The organism is Streptomyces griseobrunneus (assembly GCF_046713465.1).
In the GTDB taxonomy this organism is placed as follows: Bacteria; Actinomycetota; Actinomycetes; order Streptomycetales; family Streptomycetaceae; genus Streptomyces; species Streptomyces microflavus.
On sequence record NZ_CP177080.1, the window covers coordinates 6,424,869 to 6,442,350 of the forward strand.

Genomic DNA, 17,482 nt, shown 5'->3' on the forward strand with positions numbered 1-17,482 from the left:
CGCGCGACTCCAGGCTGCGACTTGTCCGCCCGCGACCCCTTGCCACCGCCCGCAGGGCCGTGTCCACCCGGCGTACCAGGCCGGCCCCCCGCCCCCCCGAGGGCACCCCGCCCCGCACGGAACTGGCCCGCCAGGCCCGGGCGGTCCTCGCCGACGCCGTGCGCATCGCCCACTGGGCGGCCGGCGCCCCCGCCCCCGGGAGCGCGGCACCGCTCGCCACCCAGGCGCTCGAACGGGCCGCGACGGCCCTGGAACTCTCCCCGGCACAGGTGCGTGCGGGCTGGGACCGGGCCCGGCTGGCCGGCCTGATCGAGCTGCACGGCGACACCGCCCGCCCGGGCTGGCGGCTGCGGGCCTGGGACCGGGACGACTCGGCCGTGCTGCGCGGCTGGGTGGCGCTCTTCGACGCCTGGTCGCTCGTCCACGCCGCGCCCGAGGGCATCGAGACCGGTGCGGTCGCCGAAGCCGTCGAGGCCGTACCCCAGGTGCTCTCCCTCCTCCAGCTCTCCGCGGGCCCGGTCTCCGTACCCGCCCTCCTGGACCTCCTCGGCCAGCGCATCGCCGAGCTCCACGAGGAGCGTTGCGAAGTGCCGTACGGCGCGGGCAGGACCGCCGGTGACAGCGATCGGGCCGCCGGACGCCCCGCACCCGCCCCGGACCGCGGCGCCGACCTCGACGCCCTCCTGCTCGACTGGGCCCTGGAGGGCCTCGCCGCGGTCGGTGCGCTGACCCTCGGCAACGGGCACGCCACCCTCACCCCGCTCGGCAACTGGGCGGTCTGGGTCAAGCTGGAACAGATCTGCGTCGCCGCCCAGAGCCCGGCCGGGAACATCGAGCAGTCCGCCGCCGACATGCTGCTCGGCTGCGCCCGGCTCACCCCCGGACCGGCCCGCGACGAGTACCGGGCCTGGCTCGCCGCCCGTACGGTCGGCAGCGCCGTCGCCGAACTGCTCGCCGTCGCCCGGGGCGAGGACGCGCTGCTGCGGGGACTGGCCTTCGAGGCGCTGCGGGTCGTCGGAGCCCCCGCCGAACCCGAGGTCCGCGCCGTGGTCACCAGCCCGTCGCTGCGGCCCTACGCGCTGCTCTGGCTCGCCGAGTACGAGGGAGCCGACCCGGACGACGCACAGGAGATCCTCAGCCGCGAGGAGGCCACCTGGCTCTGGGTCGACACCGCGGCCGCCGTCGCCGACCACGGCGAGACCGGGCTGCTCGTCCGCCACCTCGACTCCGCCGTCCAGGGCACCGTCCCGGCCCTGCTCGACGAGGTCAGAGCCGTCGGCCACCCGCGCACCGTGCAGGTCCTGGTCGCGCTGGCCGCCGCGCACCCCGACCCGGCCCTGGCCAAGGCGGTCCGCCGGGCCGCGTTCCAGGTCCACACCGGCGGAGCCTGACACCCGCGCCCCCGGGGTCCGCCGCTCAGCCGGCGGACCCCGGGGCGTATGTCCCGAAGCTCCACACGTTGCCCTCGGCGTCCCGCGCCATGTAGTCCCGCGAGCCGTAGTCCTGGTCCGTCGGCTCCATCAGGATCTCCACGCCGAACTCCCGGGCGCGGGCGCAGTGCTCGTCCACCCGCTCCACCACCACGTACACCCCCGCCGGGCCCGCACCGGCCATCGCCCGGGCGAACACACCCTCCCCGCCCTTGGAACCGAGCATCACCCTGCCGTTGCCGCAGGACAGCTCGGCGTGCAGCACACTGCCGTTCTCGCCCTCGTAGACCGCTTCCTCGGTGAAGCCGAAGCCCTCCGTCAGCGTCCTGATCGCCGCCCTCGCGTCGTCGTAGAGGACCGTCGGATACATCGTCGGAACGCCCTTGGCCGCGCCTGCCATCGCACTCACCTCTCCTGACCCCCGTACTGACGGTTGTGATCTGCGTCTCAGTCTTCCACCGGGCACTGACAACGCCCTCCGGAGCGCGTTCCCGCAGGCCGGAGGAGACCGGCTCAGGCGAAGGTGTCGCACTGCCCCATGTCGCCGCTCCGGAACCCGGTGGAGAACCACTGCTGGCGCTGCGCGGACGAGCCGTGGGTCCAGGACTCCGGCGTCACCCGGCCCTGGAACCGCTCCTGGATCCGGTCGTCCCCGACCGCCGCCGCCGCGTCCAGCCCGTCCCGGATGTCCGCCCGGGTCAGCTCCGTGATCAGCGGCCGGCCCGTCGACTCGTCCGGCGTCGTCGTCGCGTGGTGCGCCCAGACCCCGGCGTAGCAGTCGGCCTGCAGCTCCACCTTCACCGCGTTGCTGTCCGCGCCCTGCCGCCCGTCCTGCGACCGGCCCAGCGTGCCCACCTGGTTCTGCACGTGGTGGCCGTACTCGTGCGCCACCACGTACGCCTGGGCGAACGGCCCGCCGCTGGAGCCGAACTTCGTCCGCAGCTCGTCGAAGAAGCCGAGGTCCAGATAGACCTTCCGGTCACCGGGGCAGTAGAAGGGCCCCACCGCCGAGGTCGCCGCCCCGCAGGCGGTGCCCACCCGCTCGCTGAACAGGACCGTCGGCGCGGCCGCGTACCGACCGCCCCGCCGCTGGAACTCCTGACGCCAGAAGTCCTGCACGCTGTTGACCACCGCCACCGTCCGGCAGTCGTCCCGGCTGTCGGCGTCCTGGCCCTTCAGGCAGCTCTCCTGCACCCGCGCCGCCGACGAGGAGGTGGCCCCGGGTTCCGTATCGCCGGACGAGAGGCCGAGCTGGTCCGGGCCGACACCGAACAGCAGCCCCAGGATCAGGGCGATCACGCCCACGATGCCGCCCCCCACGGTGGCCCGCCCGCCCGGGATCCGGCTACCCCGCACATCCTGGACCTCGGACGTGTCCAGATCGGCGTCGTCGTCGAACTGCACGGGCGCACCACCCTCGGCTCGGGGCGGGCGGCGCGGCACCGCCCTGCGCCGAGTATCGGACGGTTCGTCCCGACGGGCACGCGGAAAAGCAGTTGCACACCGCCAGTAGAATGGGGGCCATGGCCATTCTCCTTGCGCATTAGCGGCGTCGAGAGACCTCCGCCCTCGTCCCTCCGCCGTCCATCCTGCCCTGGAGTTTTTCCGTGATCACCGCTTCCGGCATCGAGCTGCGTGCCGGCGCCCGCATCCTCATCGAGTCCGCCTCCTTCCGTATCGCCAAGGGTGACCGCATCGGCCTGGTCGGCCGCAACGGGGCGGGCAAGACCACCCTCACCAAGTGCCTCGCGGGCGAGGGCACCCCCGCGGGCGGCACCATCACCCGGTCCGGCGAGGTCGGCTACCTCCCGCAGGACCCGCGCACCGGCGACCTGGAGATCCTCGCCCGCGACCGCATCCTCTCCGCCCGGGGTCTCGACGAGATCCTGCGCAAGATGCGCGAGAACGAGGAGCGGATGGCGAACGGCAAGGGCGCCACCCGCGAGAAGGCGATGAAGAAGTACGAGCGCCTGGAGACGGAGTTCCTCACCAAGGGCGGGTACGCCGCCGAGGCCGAGGCCGCCACTATCGCCGCCGCGCTCAGCCTGCCCGACCGGGTGCTCGGCCAGCCCCTGCACACCCTCTCCGGCGGTCAGCGCCGCCGTGTCGAGCTGGCGCGGATCCTCTTCTCGGACGCCGACACCCTGCTCCTCGACGAGCCCACGAACCACCTCGACGCGGACTCGATCGTCTGGCTGCGCGACTACCTGAAGAGCTACCGCGGCGGCTTCATCGTGATCTCCCACGACGTCGACCTCGTCGAGACCGTCGTCAACAAGGTCTTCTACCTGGACGCCAACCGCTCGCAGATCGACGTCTACAACATGGGCTGGAAGCTCTACCAGCAGCAGCGCGAGGCCGACGAGAAGCGCCGCAAGCGCGAGCGCCAGAACGCCGAGAAGAAGGCCGCGACCCTCAACGCGCAGGCCGACAAGATGCGCGCCAAGGCCACCAAGACCGTCGCCGCCCAGAACATGGCCAAGCGCGCCGACCGGCTGCTCTCGGGCCTGGAGGCCGTGCGGGTCTCCGACAAGGTCGCCAAGCTGCGCTTCCCCGACCCCTCCCCGTGCGGCAAGACCCCGCTGATGGCCGAAGGCCTCTCCAAGTCGTACGGCTCGCTGGAGATCTTCACCGACGTCGACCTCGCCATCGACAAGGGCTCCCGCGTCGTCATCCTCGGCCTCAACGGCGCGGGGAAGACCACGCTGCTGCGCCTGCTCGGCGGCGCCGAGAAGCCCGACACCGGCGAGATCATCGAGGGCCACGGCCTCAAGCTCGGCTACTACGCCCAGGAGCACGAGACCCTCGACCCGGACCGCACGGTCCTGGAGAACATGCGCTCCGCCGCGCCCGACCTCGACCTCGTCGCGGTTCGCAAGACGCTGGGCTCGTTCCTCTTCTCCGGCGACGACGTCGACAAGCCGGCCGGTGTGCTCTCCGGCGGCGAGAAGACCCGGCTCGCCCTCGCGACCCTGGTCGTCTCCTCCGCCAACGTGCTCCTGCTCGACGAGCCGACGAACAACCTCGACCCGGCCAGCCGCGAGGAGATCCTCGGCGCGCTGCGCACCTACAAGGGCGCCGTCGTCCTCGTCACCCACGACGAGGGCGCGGTCGAGGCGCTCCAGCCGGAGCGCATCATCCTGCTCCCGGACGGCGTCGAGGACCTCTGGGGTGCCGACTACCGGGACCTCGTCGCCCTCGCCTGATCCCCTCCCCGGAGTGCGTCGGCCCTCTCCGGACGGATCACCGATCCCCCTCCGGATAGATCATTCGGCCTACGCGTGATCCACCATCTGTGTGAGGACGTCTCGTACCCCGGTACTGCGCCCGGCGCTCACCCGCCGCGCGCCCCTTTCCGGAGCCTCACTCCCTGTACGGCTCTGACCTGCCGGTTCTTTCGCCGGTAGGCGCCGTACGCCCTTGTGGCCCCGCGGAATCAGGGGTTCCGCTTCTGTCGGAGCGCCCTCCGGTCCGGAATCCGGTCGTACCGACCTTGCCGAATGGGTGGCCAGGAAGCGCGGGAGGGGTGATCATGAGAGTCCAGAGCGCACTTCCCATAGAGGAGGCACGGGTGGCCGAGACTCTGAAGAAGGGCAGCCGGGTGACCGGCGCCGCGCGTGACAAGCTCGCGGCAGACCTGAAGAAGAAGTACGACTCCGGTGCGAGCATCAGGGCGCTGGCCGAGGAAACCGGCCGCTCCTACGGGTTCGTCCACCGGATGCTCAGTGAGTCCGGAGTGACGCTGCGAGGCCGCGGCGGAGCCACACGAGGCAAGAAGGCCGCTTCGGCCTGAGTGCCCCGGAGGCATGCAGGGCTCATCGGAATTCGGGGTGGCCACCCGGCTGACCGTGAGGTCGTCCGGGTGGTTACTGTTCAGTCACTTAGTTTCTGAGTGCTGACTGCACCCGATCCGGAGGCGCCCCATGACCTCGCTCGACCCTGTGCTCGACAAGGACGGCGTACGGCTCACCGTCGAAGACGCGGTCGCCACGGTGACACTCACCAACCCGGCCAAGCGCAACGCCCAGTCTCCCGCTCTGTGGCGGGCGTTGACCGAGGCCGGACGGGTGCTGCCCGGCGATGTCCGGGTCGTGGTGCTCCGCGGCGAGGGCAAGTCCTTCTCCGCGGGCCTCGACCGGCAGGCGTTCACCCCCGAGGGGTTCGACGGCGAGCCGTCCTTCCTCGACATGGCGCGCGGCCCGGAGGCCGAACTCGACGCGACCATCGCCGAGTACCAGGAGGCGTTCACCTGGTGGCGCCGCAACGACCTCGTGTCGATCGCGACCGTCCAGGGCCACGCGATCGGCGCCGGCTTCCAGCTCGCCCTCGCCTGCGACCTGCGGATCGTCGCCGACGACGTGCAGTTCGCCATGCGCGAGACCAGCCTCGGTCTCGTCCCCGACCTCACGGGCACCCACCCCCTGGTGAGCCTCGTGGGGTACGCCCGCGCGCTCGAAATCTGCGCCACCGGGCGGTTCGTGCACGCCGAGGAGGCCGAGCGCACCGGCCTCGCCAACCTCGTGGTCCCCGCCGACCAGCTCGACGCGGCGGCCCGCGACCTGGCCGCCGCGCTGATCTCCGCCCCCCGCGACGCCGTCGTGGAGACCAAGGCCCTCCTGAACGGCGCGTCCTCGCGTACGTACGAGGAGCAGCGCATCGCCGAGCGGGCCGCCCAGGGCCGCAGGCTGCGCGACCTGGCGGGCATCACCGACTAAGGCGTGCCGGCGGATCATGAGCGGCGGGCCGCGACGTCCGGCACGCCCTAGCCGGACCGCGCCTCACCGGGCGCCTCCACCACGTCGGTGACCAGCACGGCCACCGGCAGCCGGTCCGCCGTTGCCGCCGACACCGCCGTACGCACCGACCGGGCCACATCCAGGGCCCGGTGGTCCGCGGCCGTCGCCACCTCGATCCGGATGTGGTCCTCGGCGGTGTGCACCGCACTGCCCAGCACCCGGGTCAGCGAGACGACACCCGGCACCGCGGCGGCGGCCACCGCGGCCGGCCCCTCCGCCTTCGCCACCGGGACCGAGGGGGAGCCGGAGGGCGGGGCCGTCACCTGATCGGGTGCATCGTCGTCGAGCAATGCCGTCACCCGCAGGTCCACCTCCGCGACCTCCAGGCCCAGCCGGGCGGCGGCCGCCGTGACGAGCGCCGCGCGCAGGGCGGCCGCCGCGTCGGGCAGCGGGCGGTCTCCGGCCGCCCGGAACTCAGCCTCGATCCGCAGCGGCCCGGGCGGCAGGGCGCTCGGCGGCGCCGGTGGCGCGGCCGGGCCCGCCCCGGCCGCGCCATCCGGCTCCGCCCGGGCAGCCGCATCGACGGCCGCCGTGGCCGGCCCGATCCTCAGCGTCCCCAGCACCGCGCCCGGCACGCTCGCCCCGCGCAGCACCGAGGCCGCCGCCGTCTCCGCGATCCAGGCGCCCTCCACGGCACCACCCAGTGGGAGCAGCCGGCCGAGGCCCAGCCGTTGCCGTACCGCAGCTGTCCATCCGTCGGCCCTCTGCGGGCTCTGCTCCGTCGTCATCACCCCAGCCTGCCGTATCCACGGCGCGGGACCGGGCAAGCGCACTTAACGTGGGCAAGGAAGTCCCCACCCCGCCTCGAAGGGAAGAGCGGCGATGACTGAGACCCCCCAGCGGAACAGCCCCGACAGCGGTTCCGGCAAGACCCTGAGCAAGCGCGGCGGCGGCGATCCCGGCACCCGCGGCCGCACCACCATCGCCGACGGCGTGGTCGAGAAGATCGCCGGAATGGCCGCACGCGATGTGGTCGGCGTCCACGCGATGGGCAGCGGCCTGTCCCGGACCTTCGGCGCGGTCCGCGACCGCGTCCCCGGCGGCACCAAGTCCGTCACCCGCGGTGTGAAGGCCGAGGTCGGCGAGTCCCAGGCCGCCCTCGACCTGGAGATCGTCGTCGACTACGGCGTGGCGATCTCCGACGTCGCCCGCGATGTACGCGAGAACGTCGTCGCGGCGGTCGAGCGCATGACCGGCCTCGAAGTCGTCGAGGTCAACATCGCGGTCAGCGACGTCAAGCTGCCCGACGAGGACGACGACGAGGACGACGGCGATCAGCAGCGTGTCCAGTAGGTTCCGGGTTCCCCGCCGCAAGGCAGTTGAGGAGAGACGATGAGCATGGCTGTGGCCGGTCTGCTGGCCGGCATGGCACTCGGGTTCGCCGGGTATTTCGGCGGGTTCGGAGCCTTCGTACTGGTGGCCGCTCTGGGCGCGATCGGCTTCATCGCCGGCCGCTTCCTGGACGGCGACCTGGAACCCGGCGACTTCTTCCGGAGTCGCGAGCGCGGCGACCGGCGACGGTGACCGCGGTGGCCGGGCGGGTCGCCGCCGGCGAACGCGGCGAGACCCGGATCGCCGACCGGGTCGTCGCCAAGATCGCCGCGCAGGCGGCGAAGGAAGCCGTCGTCGATCCGCCCGAGAACGGGGCCTCCCCGCGCGCCACGGTCACCGTGCACCGTGACGCCGCCCGTGTGCGGGTCAGCCTGGAGCTCGGCTACCCCTGCGACATCGGCCGCCAGTGCGGAGCCGTACGCAGCCGGGTCGCCCAGCGGGTGAAATCCCTGGCGGGCATGGAGGTCCCGGAAGTGGCCGTCCAGGTCGAACGGCTGCACCCGGCGTCGAGCGGAACACAGGGGAGGATCCGATGACCGAACCCGGCGACCCCACCGGCTCCACCCGGCGGATGCCCACGGTGGACCGGGCCGGCGGCGACCCGCACACCCCCGGCCCCGCCACGTCCTCCGCCCACGATCCGGTTCCCACCCTGGAGCAGGGCGGCGGCCGGGCCGGCCGGTTCTGGTCCGCGCGCCGGGTACCGGCCGCGCTGCTGGCCCTGGTGCTCCTGGGCGCCGCCGGGCTGCTGCTGTACGACATCGCCGCCGTACGGGCCGGGCACCCGGCCATGCAGTGGCGGCGCTCGCTCGCCGACGGCCTCGCCGAACGCCACCTCGACGACGTCGCGGTGCTCGTCGGGGCGGGGATCGCGGCGGCCGTCGGCCTCTGGCTGCTCCTGCTCGCCCTCACCCCGGGGCTCCGGGAACTGCTGCCGATGCGCCGCGACCGGGCCGGCGTGCGCGCCGGACTCGACCGCACCGCCGCCGCGCTGGTCCTGCGGGACCGGGCCGTGGAGGTGCCCGGGGTGCAGTCCGTCCGGGTCCGGATGGGCCGGAAGAAGGCGAAGGTCCGGGCCCTCTCGCACTTCCGGGAGCTCGACGACGTACGGAACGATGTGGATGCCGTACTGGCCACGGCCGTCCGGGAACTGGGCCTGGCGAAGCCGCCAGGTCTCTCCGTCCAGGTGCACCGTCCGGCGAAGAAGGGATGAGCGGCATGCGCTCCACCGTCAACCGGGTCCTGCTGGCCCTGGCCGGGCTCCTGCTGATCGTCGTGGGCGGAGCGGTGCTCGCCGTCGGCCTCGGCGCCTCCCTGCCGTCCTGGTGGCCCTGGGACGGCAGGAACGATGTGCTGCTCAGCACGGCGGACCGGGGCCGCTGGCGCGACGAGGGCTGGTGGTGGCCGGTCGTGATCGCCGTCCTCGCGGTGCTGGTCGTCCTCGCCCTGTGGTGGTTCCTCGCCCAGCTCCGGCGCGGCCGCCTCGCCGAGCTGCTGGTGGACAGCGGCGACGGCGAGGGGGCGAGGGTGCGCGGCCGGGCGCTGGAGGGCGTGCTCGCCGAGGAGGCGGGCGAGGTGGACGGAGTGGCCCGGGCCCAGGCGGCCCTGACCGGCCGCCGGACCGCGCCGCAGGCCCGGATCCGGCTGCTGATGGAGCCGCACGCCGCCCCCGGGCAGGCGCTGAACGCGGTGGCCGACGGGGCGCTGGCCCACGCCCGCGAGTCGGCCGGTCTGGACGAGCTCCCCGCCGAGGTAAGGCTGCGGGCCGTCAAGCACCGCGCGGAGCGGGTGTCCTGACGGCCCGTGGGCGAGACCCGTGGAGCCCAAGCGCCTCAGAACCCGCGCCGCGACCCGCCGTCGACCGGCACCATGATCCCCGTCAGATACGAGGCGGCGGGGGAGAGCAGGAAGGCCGCGGTCTTCCCGAACTCCTCCGGCGTCCCGTAGCGCCGCAGCGGGATCCGCGCCTCGTTCGCCGTACGGGCCGCCTCGGCGTCGCCCGACAGCGCGTCCAGCTCGCGGACCCGGTCGGTGTCGATCCGGGCGGGCAGCACCCCGACGACCCGGATGCCGCGCGGCCCCAGCTCGTCGGCGAGCGACTTGGCGAAACCGGCGAGACCGGGGCGCAGCCCGTTGGAGATGGTCAGTCCGGCGATCGGCTCGTGCACCGACCCGGAGAGGACGAAGCCGATGACGCCGCCCTCGCCCAGCGCCGCAGCGGCCGTCCGGGCGAGCCGGACCGCTCCCAGGAACACCGACTCGAAAGCCGTCTGCCACTGGTCGTCGGTGTTGTCGGCGACGAAGCCGGGCGCGGGCCCGCCGACGCTGATGAGAATGCCGTCGAGCCGCCCGAAACGCTCCCGTGCCGTGTCCACCAGCCGCTGGGCGGCGCTCGGGTCGGCGTTGTCGGCGGCGAGACCGACGGCGTCCGGCCCCAGCTCGGCGGCGGCCTCCTCGGCGCCCTTCGCGTCCCGGCCCGTGACGATCACCTTGGCGCCGTCGGCGGCCAGCGCCCGCGCCGTGGCGTTGCCGAGGCCCCGGGTCGCTCCCGTGACGATGTACACGCGGTCCTTCAGTCCAAGATCCATGGCCCTATCCTGCCGGGTCCTCCCCGGCGAGGTCGACCGCGGAGTTGACCAGTCCGATATGGCTGAACGCCTGGGGGAAGTTGCCCAGCTGCCGGCCGGCCGTCACGTCGTACTCCTCGGCCAGCAGCCCCACGTCGTTGCCGAGCGACAGCAGGTGCTCGAACAGCTCCCGCGCCTCGCCGGGCCTGCCGATCCGCTGCAAGGCGTCCACCAGCCAGAACGAGCAGGCGAGGAACGCCCCCTCGTCGCCGGGCAGTCCGTCGACGGAGGCGCCCTCGGTGCTGTAGCGGCGGACCAGCCCGTCGCTGCCCAGTTCGGCGCGGACCGCGTCGACCGTGCCGATGACCCGGGGGTCGTCCGGCGGCAGGAACCCGGTCCGCACGATGAGCAGCGTCGCGGCGTCCAGCTCCCGCGACCCGTAGGACTGGGTGAAGGTGTTCCGGACGGGGTCGTACCCCTTCTCGCACACCTCGGCGTGCACGGCGTCCCGCATCGCCCGCCACCGGTCCGCGTCACCGGGCAGTTCGGGGTTCTCCTCCAGCGAGCACACCGCCCGGTCGGCGGCGACCCAGGCCATCACCTTGGAGTGCACGAAGTGGCGCCGCGCGCCGCGGATCTCCCACAGCCCCTCGTCCGGCTCGCGCCAGCTCGACTCCAGGAAGCCGAGCAGGCTGAGCTGGAGGTTCCAGGCGTGCGGCTTGTCGTCCAGACCGGCGACGCGGGCGAGCCGGAGCGCGTCGATGACCTCGCCGTACACATCGAGCTGGCGCTGGCGGACCGCCGCGTTGCCGGTGCGCACCGGGCGGGAGTTCTCGTACCCGGAGAGCCAGGGCAGCTCCATCTCGGGGAGCCGGCGCTCGCCCGCCAGCCCGTACATGATCTGGAGGTCAGCCGGATCCCCGGCCACGGCCCGCAGCAGCCAGTCGCGCCAGGCCGCCGCCTCCTCCAGATAGCCGGCCGAGACCATCGCCCCGAGGGTCAGGGTGGCGTCCCGCAGCCAGCAGAAGCGGTAGTCCCAGTTCCGTACGCCGCCGATCTCCTCCGGCAAGGAGGTGGTCGGGGCTGCCACGATGCCGCCCGTCGGGGCGTACGTCAGCGCCTTCAGCGTGACCAGCGAGCGCATCACGGCTTCGCGGTACGGGCCCTGGTAGGTGCACCGGTCGGTCCACTTCGCCCAGTCCTGCAGCGTGTGCTTCAGCGCCTTGTGCGGGTCGATCAGCTGCGGCCGCTGCGAGTGCGAGGGGTGCCAGGTGAGGACGAAGGCCACGCTCTCGCCCTCGGTGACAGTGAACGAGGAGCAGGTGCTGAACTGCTGGCCCCACGTCTTGACCGGTGGTTCGCTGCGCAGCCAGACGGAGTCGGGACCGGCGACCGCGACCCGGTGGCCGTGCGAGCGGCGCACCCAGGGCACCACGGATCCGAAGTCGAAGCGCAGCCGCAGGACGGAGCTCATGTCGACGGTGCCGCTGACGCCCTCGACGATCCGCATCACATCGGGCGACTTGTCGCGCTGCGGCATGAAGTCGGTGACCTTGACCGTGCCGGTCCGGGTCTCCCAGTACGTCTCCAGGACCAGGGAATCACCCGCGTAGCCCCGCCGGGTGCAGGTGTCCGTGGGCCCGGCGCCCTGCGGGGCGATGCGCCAGTGGCCGTTCTCCTCGGTGCCGAGCAGTGCCGCGAAACAGGCGCCGGAGTCGAAGCGGGGCAGGCAGAGCCAGTCGATCGAACCGTTCCTGCCGACGAGCGCGGCGGTCTGGAGATCGCCGATCAGGGCGTAGTCCTCGATGCGTGGGGTCACGCTCTGGCGTGTTCCCGAACCGGCCCCTCGTCAACCAGCCCACCGGTGTGCCGGAGCTCTCAGGGCCTCTGGGCCGAGGGCGCTCAGGCGCTCGCGGGTTCCGGCTGCTCGGCGGTGTCGGCCGGCTCGCCCTTCGCGGCGGCCTCCTCACGGTCGCGCTTCTCCCGCCGTACGAGGATGATCCAGCCGACCGGAACGGCGGCGACGAACAGCCACCACTGGACGGCGTACGCCATGTGCGCGCCGATCGAGCTGTCGTCGGGGGAGGCGATCTGCTCGGGCAGTCCGCCCGAGGGCTCCGGGGCGGTCTGCTCGATGTAACCGCCGAGGACCTCCCGGGACAGCAGATGGGACTGCTGCTCGCTGTTGATCAGCATCACCTGCCGGTCCGGCAGCCCCGCCAGGTCCTTGATGCCGCTGCTGCCGGTCGTCTCGTCCGCCTTGAGCCGCCCGGTGACGGCCACTTCGCCCCGGGGGGCGGGCGGCACGTCCGGGTACGCCGTCTGGTTCGGCGCGGCGGGGACCCAGCCCCGGTTGACCAGGACGGTGGAGCCGTCCTTCAGGTCCAGCGGGGTCAGCACATGGACGCCGATCCGGTCGTCGTCCGAGGTGCGGCGCCGGACCACCACCTCGTGCTCGGTGTCGAACGTGCCCGTCGCGGTCACCGCCCGCCAGTAGTCGGCGCGCGGGACGGTGTGACCGGGGGAGGTGAGGTCGGTGACCGGGAGCGGCTCCGCCTCGAGGTTCCGCGAGATCAGCTCGTTCTGCGCGACCCGGTGCTGATGCCGGTGCAACTGCCAGAAACCCAGCTCGACCATCGTCGGCATCAGTACGAGAGCGAGGAGGGTGAGGATCACCCACTGCCGGGTCAACAGGAAGCGGTACACCCCATGACCGTACAACCGGGGGCATGGGGTGCAGCACTCAGGGGTGCTCCCGGGACGGCCCGGCAGCGGAACGATCCGTCACACTTTGTCCACGATGCCCGCCTTCCCTTCGGCGCGGGCGCAGTGGGCGCCGCAGTACCAGTGCCCCTCCACCTCGACGCCCTGCCCGATCACCTGGACCCGGCAGTGCTCGCAGATCGGCGCCATGCGGTGGATGGCGCAGGAGAAGCAGTCGAAGACGTGCACCGCGCCCTGCGCGTGCACCTCGAACGACATGCCGTAGTCGTTTCCGCAAACCTCACAACGTGCCATGCGCCACAGGGTGGGACGCACGGCGGCGACGGGCGAGCGGACGCCGGGCGAGTCGCGCCCGGTTCACTCCGATGACGGCGGGAGCGCCTGGTGCGGCAGCACGGCCCCGTCGGCGGGCGCCACATCGCGCAGCAGATGGGTGAAGGCGCTCTCCTCCAAAATCGGCGTCCCGAACGCCTTCGCCTTCTGCGTCTTGGACGTCGCCGCGTCCGGGTCGTTGGTCACCAGCAGACTGGTCAGCCGCGACACGCTGGTCGCCACATGCAGCCCCGCCTCCACCGCCCGGTCCTCCAGCAGCTCCCGGTCGATCGAGGTGTCCCCGGAGAACGCCACCCGCATCCCCTGCTTCAGCGGCCTCTCCTTCTCGTACCGCCCCGGGTTGGGATACGGGCAGGCCGGCCGCTTGCGTGAGGGCCGCCAGCTGTTCGGCTGCCGCGAGGGCTGATACCCGACGCGTGGGGTGACGGGGGAGTCGGACCACTCGGTCAGCGGCCGGCACTCCAGCAACGGAAGCCGCACCCCGCCCCGGGCCGCCGCGTGCAGACTCGGCCGGAACGCCTCGGCCAGCACCCGGGCGTCGTCCAGGGCGTGGTGGGCGTGCTGCTGTACGACGCCGAAGTGGGCGGCGAGCGAGGCCAGCTTGTGGTTGGGCAGCGGCAGCCGCAGCTCCTTGGCGAGCGCGATCGTGCAGAGCCGCTGCTCGACCGGGGCGACCACCGAGGCGCGGGCGTACTCCCGGGCGATCATCGACCAGTCGAACGCCGCGTTGTGCGCGACGAGCACCCGGTCCGCGAGCCGCGCCGACAGCTCGGCGGCGACCTCGGGGAAGAGCGGCGCGCCTTCCAGCACATCGCTGGTCAGCCCGTGGATCCAGACGGGGCCGGGGTCCCGCTCCGGGTTCACCAGGGTGTACCAGTGGTCCTCGACATTGCCCAGGGCGTCGAGCCGGTAGACGGCGGCGGAGATTATCCGGTCGTCGCGGGCGAGGCCGGTGGTCTCCACGTCGACGACCGCGTACCCCTGGGGGTAGGCGGTCGGCCATGGTGCGGCTGTCTGGCGGTCGTCGAGCATGGTCACAGAGAATACGGGCCGCGACTGACAGTCCCCTATTCGGCCGGGCGCGGGCTCAGTGGATACGGACGATGCGCTCGGGTGGGAAGTGCTCGGTTCCGGTGACCTTGGTGCCGTAGCCCAGTTGGACCGTCAGGTTCGCGCAGCCGGCGAGGGGGGTGAGGTCGAAGGGTTCCCCGCCGTAGAGGGCGAGCGTTTCGAGGGACGGGAGCTCGGTGAGCGGGGAGAGGTCGGGGGCCGTGTCGCCCGGGAGCAGGAGGAGTTCCCGCAGTGCGGTCAGCGGCGCTGTCAGCCGCAGATCGAGGTCGGGTATGGCGAAGAAGCGCAGGGTCTCCAGTCCGTGCAGGGCCGGCATGCCGTTGAGCTGTCGCAGATGGGTCGCGCCGTACAGGGCCAGCGCCCGCAGGCTCGTCCAGCGCTCCAGGCCCTCCAGACTCATGTACCGGGTCTCGCTCATCAGATCGAGTCCGGTCACCTGATCGCAGACGGGCAGTGCGCCGATGTTCTCCACGAGGAAGGGGTGGCCGAGCCCCAGGTACCGCAGATCCGGCATGTCCGTGAGGGGCGATGGGTCGAGCGACGGGTGGAGTTCGGCCAGGGAGAGCCACTCCAGTCCCGGCCGTGCCAGCGGTGCGATGCTCCGGATCTGCGGGCAGTTGCTCAGGCCGATCTTGCGCAGCCGCTCCATCGCGGCGAGCGGGGCCACGTCCGTGATCCGCCTGTTGCCGGAGACGAAGAGCTGTTCCACCTCCGCCCGGGAGGTCACCCGCGACAGATCGTGGTGATCGCCCGTCAGGTGCACGTTGTGCAGACGCGGGATGTGGCGCAGCGCGGAGAGCTGGGCGTCGGTCTTCACCAGCGCGTGCGCGGTGTCCCAGGTGCGGACGGACATCATCTCCTGTGCGTAGAGCTCCGCGTCGAAGCTCTCCCAGGCCGTCGACACCGCGTTCGCGACCCAGCCCCGGTCGTCGTCGCGGAACTGTTTGACCAGCTCGTACGCGGCGTCGCCGCCCACGGCGGCCGCCGTCCGCACCACGGCCGAAGCGTGCGGTTCCGTCAGTCCCTCGACCATCGACGACAGCAGTTCCAGGGCGAGTTCGCCCACCTCGGCCAGTTCGTGGATGCTCCGGTCGCTGTCCGGCGGCAGGAGCCATGCCGTCCGCGCCTCCACCCTCGTCCGTACCCCCGGGTCCAGCTCCGGCGCATGGGCCAGGCTCGCCGCCGCCAGCAGGATCAGCCGGTGTCCGTGCTCCGGCTCCGCGTCCGCCCGCCTCAGCAAGGACGTCAGCAGCGACGCCCGCTCGTCCAGCCGCGCGTGTCCCACCGCCATCTGCACCACGTCGTCCCACTGGTCCTCGTGCGCGTGGCGGACCAGGACGCCGAAGTCGCGGGCCTCCACCGCGGCCTTCGCGCCCAGGTAGTCCTGGAACGTCCGGTGGACGAACCCCACCGCGCCCGGGGCGGGTTCGCGGAGGAGGCCGCTGCGGTTGAGGAGATGGGCGAAGACCTGGCCGGGGGTGCCCCGGACCTGGGACATGGCGTGCATCCAGTCGGCGACCAGGTCCACCACCTCGTCCTGCCGGGCCTCCGCCAGGTCGTTGCGGATCAGCCAGTACGCGAGGCGCTGCAGGAGGGCCGTCTGCTCCTCGCGGGTCAGGTCGACGCCCTCCACCCCGACGATCTCGCGCTCCGAGTCGCGCCGCACCAGCAGCATGTCGAGCGCCGCGTCGTACAGCTCCTTGCGCGCCCGCGGCAGCTGCATCCGGCGGTCCCGGTTCAGCGCGCAGAGCAGGGCGCACATCAGCGGGTTCGTCGCCAGTACCCCCAGGTCCCGGCGGGTCCCGACGGCGCGGCGCAGCGCGTTCTCGAAACGGTCGAGCTCGGCGCGCTCCTCGTCGGACCGGCACTCCGAGCGGGCCGCCCGGTGCCAGTGGCCGAGGAAGGAGCGGACGTCCTCCTGGCTCATCGCCAGCAGGGTGTGCGGCGCGAACCCGGAGCCCGAGAGCCAGCTCTCCGGGACCGCCGAGGGGCGGGTCGTCACCACGTACCTGGCCCGGGGGTAGGCGGCGATCAGGTCCTTCAGCCAGCGCTCGGTGCGCTTGCGCAGCCGGTCCGGGACCTCGTCGACCCCGTCGACCAGGACCAGCGCCCGGCCCTCCAGCAGCAGCCGGTCGGCCCAGCCTGCCGGGGCCGAGCCGTGCAGCGGGACTCCGGCCGCGCGCAGGAACTCCGCTGGGGAGGGCAGCGACTCGTGGGCCGTGAAGGCGCGCAGCCGCAGGACGAAGGGGACGCACCGGTTCCAGTCCGCCAGCTCACTGCCGAACGTCTGCCGGGCGGCGTTCAGCGCCAGCCACTGCACCAGCGTGCTCTTGCCGGAACCGGCCGGACCGCGCAGCAGCAGCCGGTCCCGCTCACCGAGGGCCTGCTCGACCCCGACCGTGGTCCGGACCGGGTGATCCAGACCGCGCCGGTCGGTCATCTCGTAACCACCGCTGACCGAGAGGCTGATGTAGGCCGTCTCCAGCGGCCACTCGCCCGCCGACCTGCCGAGCGTCAGCCCGAAGAGGCCCATCCGGCTGTTGGCCGTCGCCACGAACTCCGCGTACCGCCGCTCGAACTCCAGGTCCGCCGCGTCCGGGCGCGGGCCGACCCGGTCCCGTATGTCCTCCACCAGCTCCCGCGTCCGCCCCGCCGCCCGGACCTGCTCCACCGCCGCCCGCGCCGCGAACGACGGGTGGGCGGTCAGCTGCTCGACCAGATGTTCGCAGCAGCGGCCGAGGAGGTCCCCGTACAGCTCGCACGCACGCTCCGAGAGCCCGGCGGCGGGGGCCGACAGCTCCGCGCGCAGCCGGCCGGGGTCCAGCTCCAGGGCGAACAGCCGCTCGGCGGCCAGGTCGCCCGCCGCCGCGAACGTGTCCTGTACGGAGGTGAGCGCGGCGAGCCGCTCATGCTCGGGCAGGTCCGCGTAGGAGCCGTTCATGCGCCCCGCGAGCGCCCTCGCCAGCCGGTCCGGCTTCGCGGGGCGGGGGAGCGGGCGGACCGGGTCCGGGACCAGGCCCGCACCCGGCCTGGGGGTCAGTAACGCCTTGGTGGCCGCTCCGAGCACCGTCGTGGCCAGCCGAATCAGGGCAACTTCCGTACCGGACACGAGCGTTCCTCCCCCTCGACGACGCGCGCTGCGTAAATCCTACGGCCCGGTCCTTTGGCAGAAGGTGCCAAAGACTGCTGACAACAGATCTCGCATACTTGTGGGTAACAACGTCTAGCC

General features: G+C 72.8%; 18 protein-coding genes. 9 read left to right on the forward strand and 9 right to left on the reverse strand.

The features are described 5' to 3' along the window. The first annotated feature begins 59 nt into the window (after window positions 1–59). On the forward strand, window positions 60–1,391 hold the full coding sequence (locus tag ACK8N7_RS29225; RefSeq protein ID WP_403217481.1) for a hypothetical protein: 1,332 nt from the start codon (window positions 60–62) through the stop codon (window positions 1,389–1,391). A 25-nt stretch (window positions 1,392–1,416) separates the two neighbouring features. Here ACK8N7_RS29225 and ACK8N7_RS29230 read toward each other — a convergent pair whose 3' ends face one another. Continuing rightward, the gene (locus ACK8N7_RS29230; protein WP_015607762.1) at window positions 1,417–1,830 is read right to left on the reverse strand and encodes a VOC family protein; all 414 of its coding nucleotides are present in this window, start codon (window positions 1,828–1,830) and stop codon (window positions 1,417–1,419) included. A gap of 113 nt (window positions 1,831–1,943) precedes the next feature. Next, window positions 1,944–2,834: a KPN_02809 family neutral zinc metallopeptidase gene (gene ypfJ, locus ACK8N7_RS29235; RefSeq protein ID WP_403217390.1), complete on the reverse strand. Its 891-nt coding sequence runs from the start codon at window positions 2,832–2,834 to the stop codon at window positions 1,944–1,946. A 203-nt stretch (window positions 2,835–3,037) separates the two neighbouring features. On the opposite strand from ypfJ, the gene ACK8N7_RS29240 reads away from it, so the two are divergent. From ACK8N7_RS29240 to ACK8N7_RS29250, 3 genes are all read left to right on the forward strand, one after another. Continuing rightward, the gene (locus ACK8N7_RS29240) at window positions 3,038–4,636 is read left to right on the forward strand and encodes an ABC-F family ATP-binding cassette domain-containing protein (RefSeq protein WP_031125524.1); all 1,599 of its coding nucleotides are present in this window, start codon (window positions 3,038–3,040) and stop codon (window positions 4,634–4,636) included. 365 nt (window positions 4,637–5,001) lie between these two features. Further along, window positions 5,002–5,223 carry a helix-turn-helix domain-containing protein gene (locus ACK8N7_RS29245; protein WP_006123601.1) on the forward strand — a complete coding sequence of 74 codons (222 nt, stop codon included), beginning with the start codon at window positions 5,002–5,004 and terminating at the stop codon, window positions 5,221–5,223. A 130-nt stretch (window positions 5,224–5,353) separates the two neighbouring features. Beyond that, complete coding sequence (locus ACK8N7_RS29250) at window positions 5,354–6,145, forward strand: enoyl-CoA hydratase/isomerase family protein (RefSeq protein ID WP_500444523.1); 792 nt, start codon at window positions 5,354–5,356, stop codon at window positions 6,143–6,145. Window positions 6,146–6,192: 47 nt separating this feature from the next. Here the strand turns inward: ACK8N7_RS29250 and ACK8N7_RS29255 are convergent, their stop codons facing one another. Next, window positions 6,193–6,954, reverse strand: coding sequence for a hypothetical protein (locus tag ACK8N7_RS29255; protein ID WP_500444524.1), 762 nt, complete (start codon window positions 6,952–6,954; stop codon window positions 6,193–6,195). A 94-nt stretch (window positions 6,955–7,048) separates the two neighbouring features. Here ACK8N7_RS29255 and ACK8N7_RS29260 point away from each other — a divergent pair, with 94 nt between their 5' ends. The 5 genes from ACK8N7_RS29260 to amaP are packed head-to-tail and all read left to right on the forward strand — an operon-like array spanning window position 7,049 to window position 9,355. Further along, window positions 7,049–7,519 (forward strand): Asp23/Gls24 family envelope stress response protein, encoded by a 471-nt coding sequence (locus ACK8N7_RS29260; protein ID WP_403217396.1) that lies wholly within the window; start codon window positions 7,049–7,051, stop codon window positions 7,517–7,519. 39 nt (window positions 7,520–7,558) lie between these two features. Continuing rightward, window positions 7,559–7,750 (forward strand): hypothetical protein, encoded by a 192-nt coding sequence (locus ACK8N7_RS29265; protein ID WP_006123598.1) that lies wholly within the window; start codon window positions 7,559–7,561, stop codon window positions 7,748–7,750. Then, a complete protein-coding gene (locus tag ACK8N7_RS29270; protein ID WP_403217398.1) occupies window positions 7,747–8,094 on the forward strand; it encodes an Asp23/Gls24 family envelope stress response protein in 348 nt (115 codons plus the stop codon). The genes ACK8N7_RS29265 and ACK8N7_RS29270 overlap by 4 nt, the downstream gene beginning before the upstream one ends. Continuing rightward, window positions 8,091–8,771: a DUF6286 domain-containing protein gene (locus ACK8N7_RS29275; protein WP_403217400.1), complete on the forward strand. Its 681-nt coding sequence runs from the start codon at window positions 8,091–8,093 to the stop codon at window positions 8,769–8,771. The genes ACK8N7_RS29270 and ACK8N7_RS29275 overlap by 4 nt, the downstream gene beginning before the upstream one ends. Before the next feature lie 5 nt (window positions 8,772–8,776). Beyond that, window positions 8,777–9,355, forward strand: coding sequence for an alkaline shock response membrane anchor protein AmaP (gene amaP / locus ACK8N7_RS29280; RefSeq protein WP_403217402.1), 579 nt, complete (start codon window positions 8,777–8,779; stop codon window positions 9,353–9,355). A 35-nt stretch (window positions 9,356–9,390) separates the two neighbouring features. Here amaP and ACK8N7_RS29285 read toward each other — a convergent pair whose 3' ends face one another. The 6 genes from ACK8N7_RS29285 to ACK8N7_RS29310 form a co-directional block, all read right to left on the reverse strand. After that, window positions 9,391–10,146 carry an SDR family oxidoreductase gene (locus tag ACK8N7_RS29285; protein WP_403217404.1) on the reverse strand — a complete coding sequence of 252 codons (756 nt, stop codon included), beginning with the start codon at window positions 10,144–10,146 and terminating at the stop codon, window positions 9,391–9,393. 4 nt (window positions 10,147–10,150) lie between these two features. Next, complete coding sequence (locus ACK8N7_RS29290; RefSeq protein WP_403217406.1) at window positions 10,151–11,944, reverse strand: glycoside hydrolase family 15 protein; 1,794 nt, start codon at window positions 11,942–11,944, stop codon at window positions 10,151–10,153. A gap of 83 nt (window positions 11,945–12,027) precedes the next feature. Further along, window positions 12,028–12,831: an SURF1 family cytochrome oxidase biogenesis protein gene (locus ACK8N7_RS29295; RefSeq protein WP_403217408.1), complete on the reverse strand. Its 804-nt coding sequence runs from the start codon at window positions 12,829–12,831 to the stop codon at window positions 12,028–12,030. 78 nt (window positions 12,832–12,909) lie between these two features. Next, entirely contained in the window at window positions 12,910–13,143 is a 234-nt protein-coding gene (locus tag ACK8N7_RS29300) for a metallothionein (protein WP_078618651.1), read from the reverse strand. Between the two features lie 63 nt (window positions 13,144–13,206). Further along, window positions 13,207–14,220, reverse strand: a complete 1,014-nt coding sequence (locus tag ACK8N7_RS29305) for a DEDDh family exonuclease (RefSeq protein ID WP_403217410.1) — start codon at window positions 14,218–14,220, stop codon at window positions 13,207–13,209. A 49-nt stretch (window positions 14,221–14,269) separates the two neighbouring features. Further along, window positions 14,270–17,362: an NACHT domain-containing protein gene (locus ACK8N7_RS29310; RefSeq protein ID WP_500444525.1), complete on the reverse strand. Its 3,093-nt coding sequence runs from the start codon at window positions 17,360–17,362 to the stop codon at window positions 14,270–14,272. Window positions 17,363–17,482 lie beyond the last annotated feature (120 nt).